Here is a 14,334-nt window from a genome sequence, read left to right as displayed (position 1 = left end):
GGTGCGGGTATGAAACTCTCATCTCGCATCACGCATATCACTGGCGGCGGCTCTGACGGGTGGAGCGTGCATTACCGCGCGCTGGCCCTGAAAGCCTCTGGCGCACCTGTCACACTGCTATCGATGGGGGAACACGACACGCGCACCGACCCGTCGATTTTGGCGGCGATGGACGCCGCGGCCCGGGGCGGCAATACGGGCTATTCCCCGGTCCCGGGATTTCCCAGCCTGCGCAAGGCTGTGGCCGCGCGGATTGAACGCCAGACGGGCGTGCCGACCGGGCCAGACAACGTCATCATTGTGCCCGGCGGCCAAGCGGCGCTGTTTGCAGCCCATCACGCGGTTTGTGACCCCGGCGATACGGCAGTGTTTATCGACCCCTATTACGCCACCTACCCCGGCACGATCCGCGCCGTCGGCGCTGTGCCGCGTGCGGTATTGGCCCATGCGGACAACGGTTTTCAACCGCTGCGCGCCGATCTGGACGCGGCCGCCAAGGGCGCAAAATCGCTGCTGGTGAACTCGCCCAACAACCCCACTGGCGCGGTCTATTCCGAACAGACGATGCATGACATCGCCGATGTGTGCCGCGACAATGACCTGTGGCTGATCTCGGACGAGGTGTACGACACGCAGGTTTGGGACGGCACCCATATCAGCCCCCGCGCCCTGCCCGGCATGGCAGAGCGGACGCTGATCGTGAATTCCATGTCGAAAAGCCACGCGATGACCGGCAGCCGCGTCGGCTGGGTCTGCGGGCCAGCGGAGGTCATTCACGCGATCCACAACCTGGCGACGCACAACACTTACGGCGTTGCGGGCTTTGTGCAGGATGCGGCGCTGTTCGCCCTTGGCCAAGGGGCCGCCGCAGAAGAGGCCGTCGCCGCCCCGTTCCGCCGCCGCCGCCAAATTGTGATGGACGCGCTGGCCGGGCAAAACGCGGTGCGCGCAGCACCGATCAGCGGGGCGATGTACGCGATGCTGGACGTGCGCGCCACGGGGATGAGCGGCGAAGACTTTGCCAATGCCTTGCTAGATGCAGAGCTGATCGGCGTCATGCCCGGCGAAAGCTTTGGCGCGGGCGGCGCGGGGCATATCCGCGTGGCCATGACTGTGGCCGATGATCTGCTAGCCGATGCGTTGCGCCGCATTGCCAGCTTTGCTGGAACGCTGGTGCGTTAAGGTCGCACAAACAAAAAGGGCACCCCGAAGGGTGCCCTTTGCCGCCGAAACGATGCTCGGCGCTACGTCATTAGAATACGTAGGACACTTTCAGCGAAGTTGTCTTTGCAGTCAGGTCGACATCGGAGTCGTTGAAGTTGTCGAACTTGTGCTCGAGGTACTCAACACCAACGCGGACTTTGGAAGTCACAGCGTAGTCAACGCCAGCACCGTAGTAGTAGCCATCGTCATCGACGCCATCGGCATCAACGTTGGCGTAACCAGCGGTCACGTATGGCAGGAAACGACCAGCGTCGTAACCAGCGATCACACCAGCGCGCAGCACGTCAGCGTTGTCGTCAGCGCCATCAACGTCCAGCTGGGTGTAAGCAGCTTCTGCACCGACAACGAACTTGCCCAGGTCGTACAGGTAACCGCCCTGAACGCCGTATGCAGTCAGGTCTTCGTCAGCGGATACGTCGTCAAGTTCAGCTTCCAGCTGACCAAAACCAACCTGTGCACCAGCGTAGAAGCCGGACCAGTCGTTGGTCATGACGACAGGAGCAGCAACAGCCACGGGCGCTGCGGGTGCAACGGTCATGACGGGCTCAGCGATGCCACCAGCGAAGGATGCAGTTGCGGTCAGCGAAGCGACGACGCTTGCGATCATTACGTTTTTCATTTTGTATTCCTTTGGGAGTTTGGTCGTTCCGGTGAGTTAACCCTCCGGATTGAGTTTGGTTAGCACGCCAGGGTCCAGAAAAACGAAACACAAGATTGTGGATGCAAGTCTGCAACACTCACGCGAATGTGTGCAGTCACGCACCGGGGCGGCTAAGGGTGCCGCCACTCACGGCTGCACGCACACCCGTGGTGCCTTGGCAGGACGTCGGCAGCCCCCGCGCGACACGCACCGCAAGATAGGCAAATGCCTGTGCTTCAAGCATATCACCGTCTAATCCGGCCTCGTCCACCGGGCGCACGGGCACATCGACAGCGGCGGCAATCATCTGCATCAGAACGGGGTTGTGACGCCCGCCGCCTGCCACCCAGATCGTGCTGGGGGCAGTTGGGCAGTGTTGCATCGCACTTGACACGGCCAGCGCGCTTGCTGCGGTCAGAGTCGCGGCAGCGTCTGCATCGGATAGCTTTTCCACGGCTTTGGCGAGTCGTTCAAACGTATCGCGATCAAGCGACTTTGGCGGCATCTTGTAAAAATACGGATGCGCCAGAAACTCAGCAATAATATCGTCGTTGATGGTTCCCGCAGCAGCAAGCGCCCCGCCCTCGTCCAGCGCCTTGCCCAAACGTTTGAACATCGCGTCGTCCAGCAGCGCATTGGCCGGACCCGTATCAAAGGCCAGCAAAGCGCCGTCATCCTCTGGCCGGGCTTTGCCGGGATCAATCCACGTCAGATTGCCCACGCCGCCAAGGTTCAGGAACGCGACAGGTGCATCAGCCTGCATCCAGCGGGCCAGCGCAAAGTGATAGAACGGTGCCAGCGGCGCACCCTGCCCGCCCAATTGCACATCAGCGCTGCGGAAATCCCAGACCACGGGCCAGCCCAAACGATCCGCCAAGGCCGCGCCGTCGCCTACCTGATGCGTGCCGCGTCCGCCCGGATCATGCGCTAGCGTCTGGCCGTGAAAGCCGACAAGCGCGATATCCTCGAACCCCGCCAGCAAGGAATAATGCCCATGTTCCACAACCTTGGCCGCCTCTGCCACGTTGTCGTCATGCCACAGACCCAGCGCGCTGCGCAGGCTGGCGCGTTCGCGGTCAGAGTATTCGCGATAGTCGGTTTCGCCAAAACTGGTGATCGTTTCGCCGTCGGTGACCAGCACCGCGCCATCAATTCCGTCCAGCGACGTGCCTGACATCGCCCCAAGTGCCCTGATCGGCCCTTTGATCTTCATGGTTATTTCCCTTAGCCTCTGGCCCTTAGCCACTAGCCCTTACCAGAGCGCACCGCTATTGATGCCCGGATTATTGATGCCCCGCCACGAGAATGGGAACAAGACATGACCTACCACCCGAAATCAGACTTCATGGCTGTGATGATGGAGCGTGGCTTTTTAGCCGATTGCACCGACTATCAAGCCCTTGATGACGCCCTGAGCAACGGTGTGGTTCCCGCCTATATCGGCTATGACGCCACGGCGGCGTCACTGCATGTTGGCCATCTGATGAACATCATGGTGCTGCGCTGGCTGCAAAAATGCGGCCATAAGCCGATCACCCTGATGGGCGGCGGCACGACCAAGGTGGGCGATCCGTCCTTCCGCAGTGACGAGCGTCCCTTGCTGGGGCCAGAGCAGATTCAGGCCAATATCGACGGCATGGGTCAGGTTTTTGCCAAATACCTGTCCTACGGCGACGGCGCGACCGATGCGATCATGCTGAACAACGCAGAATGGCTCGACCAGCTGAACTACCTCGATTTCCTGCGCGATATCGGGCGGCATTTCAGTGTGAACCGGATGCTGGCGTTTGAATCGGTGAAATCGCGCCTCGACCGGGAACAATCGCTGTCGTTCCTTGAATTCAACTACATGATTCTGCAGGCCTACGACTTTCTAGAACTGAACCGTCGCTATGGCTGCGTGTTGCAGATGGGCGGATCGGACCAGTGGGGCAATATCATCAACGGTATCGACCTGACGCGCCGTGTTCTGGATAACGAGATTTTTGGCCTGACTACGCCGCTGCTGACCACCAGCGATGGCCGCAAGATGGGCAAAAGCCAAGGCGGCGCGATCTGGCTGAACGGCGACATGCTGGCCCCTTATGGCTTCTGGCAGTTCTGGCGCAACACGACGGATGCGGACACGGCGAAGTTCCTGAAAATCTTTACCGAACTGCCTGTCGCGGAATGCGACCGTCTGGGTGCCCTGCAAGGCGCTGACATCAACGCGGCGAAGATCATCCTTGCCAACGAAGTCACCGCCCTGCTGCATGGCCGCGCCGCAGCCGAGGCCGCCGAGGCGACCGCCCGCGAAGTGTTCGAGCAAGGCGGCGTCGGTGACGATCTGCCAACGCTCGACCTGACGGCAGCAGAGCTGGGTGATGGCATGTCCATCGCCCAGATCATCGTGCGCGCGGGCCTTGCCGCATCCGGCAAAGAGGCAAAGCGCCTGATCGCCGACAACGGTGCCCGCCTGAATGATGAGCCGCTGACAGATGCAGGCCTGATGGTGACGGCAGACATGCTGGCCGCGCCGATCAAGCTGTCGGCTGGTAAAAAGCGTCACGCGCTGGTGCGGCTGGCCTAAGTCAGCAGCACATAGATCAGAAGCGGCAAACAGGTTGCGGCGGCTAATATGGCCGCCGCAATTTTTGTAAGACGCGGCGCTGCGGCCGCGACGCCGTGGATTTTGCGCGGTGTCATCATGGCAATCCTAACGTCATTATCATTGACGCTATTAATCGGACCTTAGGTTTCGATTGATTTAACGGCGGCCATGTTGATGCGCCCCGCCACCGATTTGATCGATCACCCCCTGCCATTGCAGCAGTCGCCCGGCTTTGCGCAGGCGTTGACCCTGCTGGGCCGCGATGCCGGGATTGAACCGTTGCAAGGCTGCGGTCAGGTTCTTGTTGTGCGCCGCGCGGTGCGCGGTTTGGGTCATATGCGCTTTGCGTCGCGCGGCCCGGTGTTTTCCCCTGATTTCAGTATCTGCGACCGCGCCACAGCGCTGCGCGCGGCCCGCCTGCATCTGGTGAATGCAGGTCCCGGCGATGCAGAGGTCATGCGCCAAGCGGGGTTTGTGCAGATCATGTCCCCCGCCACGGCTGCGATCTTACAGTTAGATGCGGACCCGAACGCCCAACTGGACCGCGCCTTTGGCAAATGGCGCAACGCCGCGCGGCAGGGCATGGCGGCGGGCCTGCGGCTGCGGCAGCGGATTCTGTGCCCATCCCGCGATGGCTGGTTACTGGACGCCGATCTGGCGCAGCAACGGGCGAAGCGGTTCCGCGCCCTGCCCCATGCGCTGTCGCTCGCCTATGCGCAGGCGAATGCCGGCGACGCGCTGATCATGACCGCCAGCGAAGGCGGCACCCCAGTCGCCGCGATGTTGTTCTTGCGGCACGGCACGATGGCGACTTATCAGATCGGCTGGTCCGGTCCGCGCGGACGCGTCCTGCGCGCGCATCATGCTTTGCTGATCGACGCCGCCCGCAGGTTAGCCGCGATGGGGGTGGCGCAATTGGACCTTGGCACGTTGGATACGCAGAACGCCCCGGGTTTGGCGCGGTTCAAGCTGGGCAGCGGCGCTACTGCACAGCTTTTAGGGGGTACATGGGCGCGTCTGCCGGGGTGGCGAGGGTAAAATCGCCGTGATAGGCAAGGTTAACCGCTGATCGGAGCCGCCATGTCCCTGCTGCAAATCGCCTCTACCCTGATTGTATTGGCCGGGGCCTTTGGCGCGATCAATTACCTTGTGCTCAAATTACCGTCCGCCATCGGCATCTTGATCGTTGCCCTGCTGGCCTCTGTCATCATGATGGGGCTGGACCTGATTGTGCCGTCCCTTGGCATCGCGGACACGATCCGCGCGCAGGTTGTGGGGATCGAGTTTTCGGATGCCTTGTTGGAAGGCATGCTAGGACTGCTGCTGTTTGCGGGCGCGCTCCATGTCAAAACCTCTGATCTGAAACGCGAATGGCCGACGGTCACGCTGATGGCGACGATGGGCATTGCGATATCGACAGCCGTGGTGGGCTACGGCTTTGCCTATGTGACGGGCATGCCGCTGCTGGTGGCGCTGGTGTTTGGCGCGCTGATTTCCCCAACGGATCCGGTCGCCGTGATGGGCGTTTTGCGCGAAACCAACCTGCCCAAATCGCTGGAAACCAAAATTGCGGGGGAAAGCCTGTTTAATGACGGCGTCGGTTATGTCGTCTATCTTATCCTTGTCGGTGCGGCGTTTACCGGGGCGGCGCATGGGGATAGCGACACCAGCGTAGCCTCGGCCACAGCTTTATTCGCACAAGAAGCCATCGGCGGCGCGGCATTGGGCCTTGTCCTTGGCTTCCTGACCTTTCGCGTCATGCGCCATATCGACGACTATTCGCTAGAGGTTCTGCTGACCCTTGGCCTAGCGTTCGGCGGCTACGAACTGGCAGTCGCGCTGCATGTGTCAGCCCCGATCATGGCGGTCTGCGCAGGTCTGCTAATCGGCGACGTCGGCACGCGCCTTGGCATGTCAGAGGAAACCCGCAAATACGTAGAGGCGTTTTGGAAACTGATCGACGAAATCCTGAACGCGGTGCTGTTCTTGATGATCGGGGTCGAAGTTTTCGCCATCGTCTTTGACACAGCCAATGTCATGGCGGGCCTTGCCGCCATCGTGCTGGGCCTTTTCGCGCGGTTCCTGGCCGTGGCCGTCCCGATCACCCTGCTGCGCCCGTTCCGCGATTATAGCACGGGTGTGATCCGCATCATGACTTGGGGCGGGCTAAAGGGCGGGATTTCCGTGGCGCTGGCGCTCTCCCTACCTGACGGCGAATGGAAGCCCGTGATCCTGACCGCAACCTATATGGTTGTCGTGTTTTCCATCATCGTCCAAGGTTTGACCGTCGCGCGGCTGGCCCGCCATGTGAACCCGCAACCGGAGCTGCTGCCATGACCGCATACCTTGTCTACGACGTCTTTACCGACACCCCCTTTGGCGGCAACCAACTGGCGGTTTTCCCCGACGCAGAGGCGCTGCCGCAGGACAAATTGCAGGCCATCGCGGCAGAGTTCAACTTTTCCGAGGTCACCTTTGTCTACCCCCCGGACGATCTGCGAAACACCGCCAAGGTACGGATTTTCACACCAACGCTAGAGCTGCCCTTTGCGGGCCACCCCTTGATTGGCACGGCTATCGCGCTGGCGGATATCGGCTTTCCTGCAGATATGACGCTAGAGCTGGGGATTGGCCCCGTGCCGTGCAGCGTTGCGGATGGCCGGGCGCAATTCACCGCCACGGTGCCTTTGACGCGCGATAATACGCCGGATGTGGCCCTTGTGGCGGACGCACTTGGGCTGGCGCCGGACGATATCGCGGTGCAGGTTCACGCCCCGGTGCAGGCGGGCGTCGGCGTGCCGTTTGTCATTGCGCAACTGACGGACCGCGCGGCGCTGTCGCGCTGCCAACCTGATGTGGCCGCCATGCGCATCGGTGCGGCGCGCTATCCCAGCAAGTTCGATTTCGCCGTGCTTGCCTATGTCGTGGCGGATGATCTGATCCACGCCCGCATGTTTGCCCCCCTCGACAATATTCCAGAGGATCCCGCTACCGGCAGCGCCGCGGCCGCCCTTGCCGCTTTGCTGTTTGATGTGACAGGCGCGGCGCAGGACCTGACGATCCACCAAGGCGACGATATGGGCCGCCCGTCGGTTATTCACGCCCGCGCACACGCCGCTGGTGTGACGATCTCTGGCCAAGCCGTCCGCGTGATGGAGGGGCAGTTTTTTGGACACAAATAACGAATCCTCGACCCTCACGCCCCTGTCCGCCTTTGACATCTGGGACGACGGCACCGCCCGCCCGGCGTCCGACCTGCAAGCTGTCCCGGCCAGCGGCGCGGCCTATCGCTGGCTGCATTTCGATCTGTCCGATCTGGCCCTGCCCGGTTGGTCGGCGCAATATCTGCCCGGCTTGGCGCGGCGCACTTTGCTGGCCGATAAAACCCGGCCGCGGCTAGATTACGACGGGCACGGCATGGCCGTGACCCTGCGCGGCATCAACCTGAACGCGGGCGAGGAATCCGCCGACATGGTGTCCCTGCGCATCTGGATGACCGCCGATTTGATCATCACCGTGCGCCGTCAACGGATTTTCGCGTTAGAAGACCTGCGCGCGCAGGTTCTGGATAATAACGCGCCCCACAGCCCCGGCCACATGCTCGCGCGCATCACCGAAGGGTTGGTGGAACGGCTCGAAGACATCGCCTTTGCCCGTGAAGACACCGCCGACGACATGGAAGACGATGTTTACGAGCATGACCGCGCGCCCTTGGACGATCTGGCACCGCTGCGGCGTGAAATCATCAAGTTCCGCCGCCATGTCGCCCCTTTGGCCGAGGCGCTGACGCAGGTCGCCCAACTGAATACCGACCTGATCAAGGACGATCTGCGCCACCGCCTGCGTGATACCGCCAGCCGGTGCCGCTGGGCGCTAGAAGAGCTGTCAGAGGTGCACGACCGCCTGACAGCGATGTCGGACCATCTGGATACGGTGCAAAATATGCGGCTGGAACGGAACGGTTATCGCTTGTCCGTTGTGGCGGCGATTTTTCTGCCGCTTGGCTTCTTGACCGGCCTCTTCGGGGTCAATGTCGGCGGCATGCCCGGCGTTCAAAGCGGGCATGCCTTTTTGCTGTTGTGCATCGGCATGGCGGTGATCGGCGTCGTATCTGCCGCCGTCATGCGCTGGCTGCGCTGGTTCTAGCTATACAGCGGCACCACGCCCATCTGGGCGTGAATGTCGTTCACATCGCCGGACCGCAGGCCAAGCTCGTCTGCGAAACCGCGCAGGAAATCAACCTCTGCGGGGTGGTCCAGATCAATCGCCATGACGGCCATGGAATAGACCTGCGCCTCTGCGCCTGCGGGGACGCGGGCGGCCAGATCGGTGACCGACATGCGCTGCGCCATGGCCTGTTCGACAAAGGCACGCTCTGCCGGTGTCGCCTCGTTCAGGTGGTCCATGATGCGGCCACGTTCGGTGTCGTCCAGATGCCCGTCAGCCTGCGCCGCTTGCACCATGGCCAGCAGCATCACAGCGGCCAGGCCTTCTTGGTCAGCGGTCGGCTCTTGTGCAGGCTCTGGCGTGGTGTCGAATTGCGATTGCAGCGCTTTGCCAAAACCGCCGCCGCTGGCCCCGCCGGCCAAACCGCCCAGCAACCCGCCAAGACCGCCAGCGCCAGCCAAACCGCCCAGCATATCCTGCAACCCGCCAGAGGACGGCTGCGTGCGCCGATCGCCGGTCTGCTTGCCCTGCAAGCTGTCCAAAAGACCGCCCAAACCGCCGCCCATACCGCTGCCAGTGGACGCCGATGTGCCGCCCTTTGGGGCCATCCAATCATCCAGCATCGTGCCCGATTTGCCCGCACGCGCGTTGCGTGTCAGGGCGCTGGCCCCTTTTGCGACAGCAATGCCGACAGCGACGCGGGTTAGTGTTTTCATTAGGCTCATGTGACGTCCTCCGGTTAAACTTTGCGGCAGGCTGGCACGGGGGCCAACACTTTGCCATGGGAATTGCAGCCAGATGTCATCACATCGGTGGCCGATCTGGCGGAATAACGCTAAGACCATAAGTCAGTTCCCGGGGGATTCCTGCCATGACAACTTCGATTTTGACCCGCGCCGCCGCAGCGGGCCTGCGCATGACCGCCCCCCGGCGGGTGATTGCCGGCGTGCTGGACGCCGCGAGCGATCACCCCGACGCCGAAGCCTTGCACGCGCGCGCCGCGCAGGTTGATCCGCGCATCTCTCTTGCAACGGTGTACCGCACGGTGAAGTTGTTCGAGGAAAAAGGCATCCTGGAAAAGCACACCTTTGGCGATGGCCGCGCGCGGTACGAGGCGGCAGACGTCGCCCACCACGACCACCTGATCGACATGGCCACCGGACAGGTCATCGAATTTGTCGACCCAGAAATCGAGGCGCTGCAGGACAAAATTGCAAAGCGCCTTGGCTATCGTCTGGTGGGCCACCGCCTGTCGTTGTTCGGCGAGCGCATTGCGCCGCGAAACACGGCAAAGGTGCAAAAAAGCGGCGATCCAGACTAGGCAATTGCGCGGCCGGGGCGTAACCCACCTGTAACATTCCTGAATTGGAGTCCGGCTTTGGACAATCTGCGCGGCAGCATTCTGATGGTTCTGGCGATGCTTGGCTTCGCGCTAGAAGACATGTTCATGAAGCAGATGGCAAACGCCCTGCCCACCGGGCAAATCCTAGCCATGCTGGGGCTGGGCGGCGGGCTTATTTTCGCAATCGTCTGCTGGGTCCAAGGGCAAAGCCTACTGGCCCGCGACGTGCTGCACCCGATGGTCCTGCTGCGCAACTTTGGTGAAGTCTTTGGCACTGTCGGCTATGTCTCTGCGGTAATTCTGACGCCGATTTCCAGCGCCTCTGCGATCTTTCAGGCGACGCCGCTGTTTGTGACGCTGGGGGCTGCGCTGTTTTTGCAAGAATCCGTGGGCTGGCGGCGCTGGGTTGCGATTGCCGTCGGCTTTTGCGGGGTGCTGCTGATTATCCGCCCCGGTCTGGACTCGTTTCAGCCTGCGTCGCTGTTCGCGGTGCAAGGCGTTATTTTCCTTGGCATTCGCGATCTGGCAACACGGCGTATTCCCCGCTCGATCAGCTCTATGCGGCTGTCGACCTATGCCTTTGCGGTGATCGTGCCGACCGGGCTAGTGCTGATGGCGGTCATGGGCGACAGCTTTGCCGTCCCATCGGGCACCGACAGCTGGCGCATTGCCGGGTCCATCGCGGCGGGCGTGCTGGGCTATTACGCGCTGGTCACCGCCACGCGGCTTGGCGACATGTCCCACATCGCGCCCTTCCGCTATTCGCGGCTGGTCTTTGCGCTGATCGTCGGCACGACCGTCTTTGGCGAACGCCCGGACCTTGCCACATTGATCGGCGCCGCGATCATCGTGGGGTCTGGCACATACGCCGCAATCCGCGAAGGCCAGCGCCGCCGCGCTTCCCTTGCGGCAGCAGGCGCGATATAAACCCGTTAACGCTAACACTCACTAAATCGGAGCCTCTTATGAGCAGCATCATCGACATTCACGCCCGCGAAATTCTGGACAGCCGGGGCAACCCTACGGTCGAAGTTGACGTGACACTCGAAGACGGCACCATGGGCCGCGCAGCTGTCCCCTCTGGCGCGTCCACCGGCGCACACGAGGCGGTCGAGCGCCGCGATGGCGACAAGTCCCGCTACATGGGTAAAGGCGTGCTGGAAGCCGTCGCCGCCGTCAACGGCGAGATTTTCGAGGCGCTGCTGGATTGCGACGCGCTGGACCAAGTCGGCATCGACGAGACGATGATCGAGCTGGATGGCACGGACAACAAAGCACGTTTGGGCGCCAACGCGATCCTTGGCGTATCGATGGCCGTCGCTAAAGCCGCTGCCGATTTCACCAGCCAGCCGCTGTTCCGCTACATCGGCGGCACCTCTGCGCGCGTGATGCCTGTGCCGATGATGAACATCATCAACGGCGGTGAACATGCTGATAACCCGATCGATATTCAAGAATTCATGATCATGCCGGTCGCCGCGGCCAACATCCGCGAAGCGGTGCGCATGGGCTCTGAAGTGTTCCACACGCTGAAAAAAGAGCTGTCGAACGCGGGCTACAACACCGGTATCGGCGATGAGGGCGGCTTTGCCCCCGGTCTGAGCTCTAGCCGCGAAGCCCTTGATTTCATTCTGAAGTCCATTGAAAAGGCCGGCTACAAGCCCGGCGAGGATATCTTCCTTGCCCTCGATTGTGCCGCGACCGAATACTACAAAAACGGCAAGTACGAGATGGTTGGCGAAGGCAAGTCGCTGACGTCCGAAGAGAACGTCGACTATCTGGCGCAGCTGGCCAGCGACTATCCGATCATCAGCATTGAAGACGGCATGTCCGAGGATGACTGGGACGGCTGGAAGGCCCTGACCGACCGCATCGGCAACAAGGTCCAGCTGGTCGGCGACGATCTGTTCGTGACCAACCCCAAGCGTCTGGCCGAAGGCATCAAGCGCGGCTCTGCGAACTCTATGCTGGTCAAGGTCAACCAGATCGGCACCCTGACCGAGACCCTGCAAGCCGTTGAAATGGCCCACCGCGCAGGCTTTACCAACGTCATGTCCCACCGTTCCGGTGAGACCGAGGACGCGACCATCGCCGACCTTGCGGTTGCGACCAACTGCGGCCAGATCAAAACCGGCTCGCTGTCCCGCTCGGACCGTCTGGCAAAGTACAACCAGCTGATCCGGATCGAGGAAATGCTGGGCGAGACCGCGCAGTACGCCGGTCGTTCGATCCTGAAGGGCTAAGGTTTAGTCTAAGCGAAGCCCGCCGTGCAGCACTGCGCGGCGGGCTTTTTTGTGGGTGATGGGTGGTTACTCGGCAGCAAGGGTTACGGATTGGAATGCTCTAGAAATCGCTGGTTTTCGATATCGGACTTTTGCATCTGGGCCTTTGGGATCAAGGCTATAAAGATCGGGCCGTTTTGAAAAATACGCTCGCCAGGTCTTTTCTTCAACTGCGCCAATCAGAACCCCTAAATCGAATTTCATTCGAATATTTACGTCGGTGATCTTCATCCCTTGGGCCGGAGTTTTCTGCGACATCATCATGTAGATAATATCGTGATCCAATTTGGAAATTTGCCCGAAACAGCTCAGATCTGGTAATTTTGGTTTAGGCTGTAATTCTGGAGGTTTCTCAGTTTTTATCTCTGGGCTCACGTTAGGTTTTGCCGCAGATTTCGACTGTGCACCGACCTGAACAAAATCGCTGCACGCGGTCCGAAAGGATATCGGGGCTTTCGCTTCTCCGATCCCGCAGACGGTCATTCCACGTTCGCGCAATCGTTGCACCAGATGCGTAAAATCGCCGTCGGACGTCGCAATCACAAATGTATCCCACACCCCGGTTATCGCCATTTCAATCGCGTCGATGCAAAGCAAAACATCAGCTGCGTTTTTTCCGCACCCAGCATGGATCATGCGAAACCCAGGCGCAGTTAGCCAATCGGATGTCCGGTTCGCCTGTCCATAAACGCGAGAGACATCAACACGGCCACGCCGTTTGACAGCCTTCAGAATAAGATCGGCATGTACCGGGCTGATATTGTCGCCATCAACGAACAGAGCAATGCGCGGTTCGGTCACGTCAGATTCCTGTGTCTTTTTCACCGAACACGCTAGGCGTGTATTAAGGCCGCAATTTGACGCAGCGCGTTTTTTTGTCACCTTAGAACGAAAAAGGGGCGGCCGAAGCCACCCCTCTGTCGTCAATCGGACCCTAAAGATTAGTCCCAGAAGCCTTCGTCAACGTCTTGCGCTGCTTCGATGTCTTCCTGCGTCATCTGTGTGACGAACGCATACTGGCCATCGTCGATTGCGGTCAGGCGCACGTTCTCGACGGGCATCAGGACCATTTTGTCGCCAAGGCCCAGAAAGCCGCCGACTTCACCGACGATACCGATCATCTGGCCGTCTTTGGACAGCACGATGTCTTCGATAGAGCCGATACGCTCCCAGCCTTCGCCGGTGCCTTCATAGGTGCCGTTTTCCGTCCATGTGACGTTGTCGGCCTCGGGGTCCATGCGCCACACTTCACCGCCAACGATATCGCGGGTGCGGATCAGGTTTTCCGACGTGCTCAGGTCAAAGTTCTGCATATCGTCGACCGACTCTGCTGCGTCAGACACGGCGTTGCCGGTTGCGTCTGCTGCGCCTTCGACCGACTGCTCGACCTGTGCTGCGTCGTTTTCCATTGCCTCGTCTGCGGTGACGTGGCTTTCAGCGAATGCCATGGAACCAGCGACGGTCAGTGCGATTGCGGCGGTGCTTGTTTTCAGGATGTTCATTGTCATCTCCTATTGTCTTCATCTGCCATCACAACAGGGTGAAGCGACAATTGGTTGCACCTGACGCAGCGCAAACGTTTGTTTCTTTAACCTGCTTTAACGATTATACAATTTCTTAAATATCAGCTAATTTCTGGGGAACCCGATGAGCGCCGAAGCTATTATTACAGCCCTCAACCTGTCGCCCCACCCCGAAGGCGGTTGGTATCGCCAGACTTGGGTGGCCGAGAACACAGGCCGTCCCAGTGGCACCGCGATCCTGTTTTTATTGCCGCGGGGTGAGGTCAGCCATTGGCACACCGTCGACGCGACAGAGATTTGGTTTTACCACGCCGGCAGCCCCCTGATCCTGTCGCGGTCTGCGACTGACGCGGGGCCAGCCACAGATGATGTGCTGGGGCCTGACGTGCTGGCTGGACAGTCGGCGCAGTTGATCGTGCCGCCACATCATTGGCAATCTGCGCGCAGCACAGGCGACTGGACGCTGGTCAGCTGCACCGTATCGCCGGGCTTTGATTTCGCGGGCTTTCATTTGGCCCCTGCGGGCTTTGACATTCCGCGCGCGTCTGCCTAGCACGTTGGGCAGG

15 protein-coding genes are annotated in these 14,334 nt (G+C 60.8%); 10 read left to right on the top strand and 5 right to left on the bottom strand.

The window, feature by feature from the left end:
• The first annotated feature begins 9 nt into the window (after positions 1-9).
• Positions 10-1,182 carry a pyridoxal phosphate-dependent aminotransferase gene (locus tag BM131_RS01760; protein ID WP_090184780.1) on the top strand — a complete coding sequence of 391 codons (1,173 nt, stop codon included), beginning with the start codon at positions 10-12 and terminating at the stop codon, positions 1,180-1,182.
• A gap of 70 nt (positions 1,183-1,252) precedes the next feature.
• On the opposite strand, the gene BM131_RS01755 is transcribed toward BM131_RS01760, so the two are convergent.
• Complete coding sequence (locus tag BM131_RS01755; protein WP_090184777.1) at positions 1,253-1,843, bottom strand: outer membrane protein; 591 nt, start codon at positions 1,841-1,843, stop codon at positions 1,253-1,255.
• Between the two features lie 136 nt (positions 1,844-1,979).
• Positions 1,980-3,077 carry an anhydro-N-acetylmuramic acid kinase gene (locus tag BM131_RS01750; RefSeq protein WP_090184774.1) on the bottom strand — a complete coding sequence of 366 codons (1,098 nt, stop codon included), beginning with the start codon at positions 3,075-3,077 and terminating at the stop codon, positions 1,980-1,982.
• A 105-nt stretch (positions 3,078-3,182) separates the two neighbouring features.
• Here BM131_RS01750 and tyrS point away from each other — a divergent pair, with 105 nt between their 5' ends.
• The 5 genes from tyrS to BM131_RS01725 all read left to right on the top strand — a co-directional run bounded on the left by tyrS (position 3,183) and on the right by BM131_RS01725 (position 8,600).
• Positions 3,183-4,433 carry a tyrosine--tRNA ligase gene (tyrS, locus tag BM131_RS01745; protein ID WP_090184772.1) on the top strand — a complete coding sequence of 417 codons (1,251 nt, stop codon included), beginning with the start codon at positions 3,183-3,185 and terminating at the stop codon, positions 4,431-4,433.
• Between the two features lie 189 nt (positions 4,434-4,622).
• Positions 4,623-5,492, top strand: coding sequence for a GNAT family N-acetyltransferase (locus BM131_RS01740; protein ID WP_090184769.1), 870 nt, complete (start codon positions 4,623-4,625; stop codon positions 5,490-5,492).
• Between the two features lie 42 nt (positions 5,493-5,534).
• The gene (locus tag BM131_RS01735) at positions 5,535-6,791 is read left to right on the top strand and encodes a cation:proton antiporter (RefSeq protein ID WP_090184766.1); all 1,257 of its coding nucleotides are present in this window, start codon (positions 5,535-5,537) and stop codon (positions 6,789-6,791) included.
• Positions 6,788-7,636, top strand: coding sequence for a PhzF family phenazine biosynthesis protein (locus BM131_RS01730; RefSeq protein ID WP_090184763.1), 849 nt, complete (start codon positions 6,788-6,790; stop codon positions 7,634-7,636). The genes BM131_RS01735 and BM131_RS01730 overlap by 4 nt, the downstream gene beginning before the upstream one ends.
• Positions 7,623-8,600, top strand: a complete 978-nt coding sequence (locus BM131_RS01725; protein ID WP_090184760.1) for a CorA family divalent cation transporter — start codon at positions 7,623-7,625, stop codon at positions 8,598-8,600. Before BM131_RS01730 ends, BM131_RS01725 begins: the two co-directional genes overlap by 14 nt.
• On the opposite strand, the gene BM131_RS01720 is transcribed toward BM131_RS01725, so the two are convergent.
• On the bottom strand, positions 8,597-9,346 hold the full coding sequence (locus tag BM131_RS01720; RefSeq protein ID WP_175499122.1) for a DUF533 domain-containing protein: 750 nt from the start codon (positions 9,344-9,346) through the stop codon (positions 8,597-8,599). The two genes, BM131_RS01725 and BM131_RS01720, sit on opposite strands and share 4 nt — an antisense overlap.
• 146 nt (positions 9,347-9,492) lie before the next feature.
• Here BM131_RS01720 and BM131_RS01715 point away from each other — a divergent pair, with 146 nt between their 5' ends.
• The 3 genes from BM131_RS01715 to eno are packed head-to-tail and all read left to right on the top strand — an operon-like array spanning position 9,493 to position 12,206.
• On the top strand, positions 9,493-9,942 hold the full coding sequence (locus tag BM131_RS01715; RefSeq protein WP_090184755.1) for a Fur family transcriptional regulator: 450 nt from the start codon (positions 9,493-9,495) through the stop codon (positions 9,940-9,942).
• A gap of 57 nt (positions 9,943-9,999) precedes the next feature.
• Complete coding sequence (locus BM131_RS01710; RefSeq protein ID WP_090184753.1) at positions 10,000-10,890, top strand: DMT family transporter; 891 nt, start codon at positions 10,000-10,002, stop codon at positions 10,888-10,890.
• Between the two features lie 38 nt (positions 10,891-10,928).
• The gene (eno, locus tag BM131_RS01705) at positions 10,929-12,206 is read left to right on the top strand and encodes a phosphopyruvate hydratase (protein ID WP_090184750.1); all 1,278 of its coding nucleotides are present in this window, start codon (positions 10,929-10,931) and stop codon (positions 12,204-12,206) included.
• A gap of 66 nt (positions 12,207-12,272) precedes the next feature.
• Here eno and BM131_RS01700 read toward each other — a convergent pair whose 3' ends face one another.
• Positions 12,273-13,046, bottom strand: coding sequence for an NYN domain-containing protein (locus BM131_RS01700; RefSeq protein WP_175499121.1), 774 nt, complete (start codon positions 13,044-13,046; stop codon positions 12,273-12,275).
• A 140-nt stretch (positions 13,047-13,186) separates the two neighbouring features.
• Positions 13,187-13,747: a PRC-barrel domain-containing protein gene (locus tag BM131_RS01695; protein WP_090184745.1), complete on the bottom strand. Its 561-nt coding sequence runs from the start codon at positions 13,745-13,747 to the stop codon at positions 13,187-13,189.
• Positions 13,748-13,892: 145 nt separating this feature from the next.
• On the opposite strand from BM131_RS01695, the gene BM131_RS01690 reads away from it, so the two are divergent.
• Positions 13,893-14,321, top strand: a complete 429-nt coding sequence (locus tag BM131_RS01690) for a cupin domain-containing protein (protein ID WP_090184742.1) — start codon at positions 13,893-13,895, stop codon at positions 14,319-14,321.
• The last annotated feature ends 13 nt before the right edge of the window (positions 14,322-14,334 follow it).

Origin of the sequence: Loktanella salsilacus (assembly GCF_900114485.1) — a bacterium.
GTDB classification, from domain to species: Bacteria; Pseudomonadota; Alphaproteobacteria; order Rhodobacterales; family Rhodobacteraceae; genus Loktanella; species Loktanella salsilacus.
This window is presented reverse-complemented; position numbering and strand designations above follow the sequence as displayed.

Excerpts from the sequence above, each read along its gene's own strand:
- BM131_RS01720 (WP_175499122.1), bottom strand. The coding sequence starts at position 9,346 with ATGAGCCTAATGAAAACACTAACCCGCGTCGCTGTCGGCATTGCTGTC.
- BM131_RS01755 (WP_090184777.1), bottom strand. The coding sequence starts at position 1,843 with ATGAAAAACGTAATGATCGCAAGCGTCGTCGCTTCGCTGACCGCAACT.
- BM131_RS01735 (WP_090184766.1), top strand. The coding sequence starts at position 5,535 with ATGTCCCTGCTGCAAATCGCCTCTACCCTGATTGTATTGGCCGGGGCC.
- eno (WP_090184750.1), top strand. The coding sequence starts at position 10,929 with ATGAGCAGCATCATCGACATTCACGCCCGCGAAATTCTGGACAGCCGG.
- tyrS (WP_090184772.1), top strand. The coding sequence starts at position 3,183 with ATGACCTACCACCCGAAATCAGACTTCATGGCTGTGATGATGGAGCGT.
- BM131_RS01750 (WP_090184774.1), bottom strand. The coding sequence starts at position 3,077 with ATGAAGATCAAAGGGCCGATCAGGGCACTTGGGGCGATGTCAGGCACG.
- BM131_RS01740 (WP_090184769.1), top strand. The coding sequence starts at position 4,623 with ATGTTGATGCGCCCCGCCACCGATTTGATCGATCACCCCCTGCCATTG.
- BM131_RS01760 (WP_090184780.1), top strand. The coding sequence starts at position 10 with ATGAAACTCTCATCTCGCATCACGCATATCACTGGCGGCGGCTCTGAC.
- BM131_RS01715 (WP_090184755.1), top strand. The coding sequence starts at position 9,493 with ATGACAACTTCGATTTTGACCCGCGCCGCCGCAGCGGGCCTGCGCATG.
- BM131_RS01695 (WP_090184745.1), bottom strand. The coding sequence starts at position 13,747 with ATGAACATCCTGAAAACAAGCACCGCCGCAATCGCACTGACCGTCGCT.
- BM131_RS01730 (WP_090184763.1), top strand. The coding sequence starts at position 6,788 with ATGACCGCATACCTTGTCTACGACGTCTTTACCGACACCCCCTTTGGC.
- BM131_RS01690 (WP_090184742.1), top strand. The coding sequence starts at position 13,893 with ATGAGCGCCGAAGCTATTATTACAGCCCTCAACCTGTCGCCCCACCCC.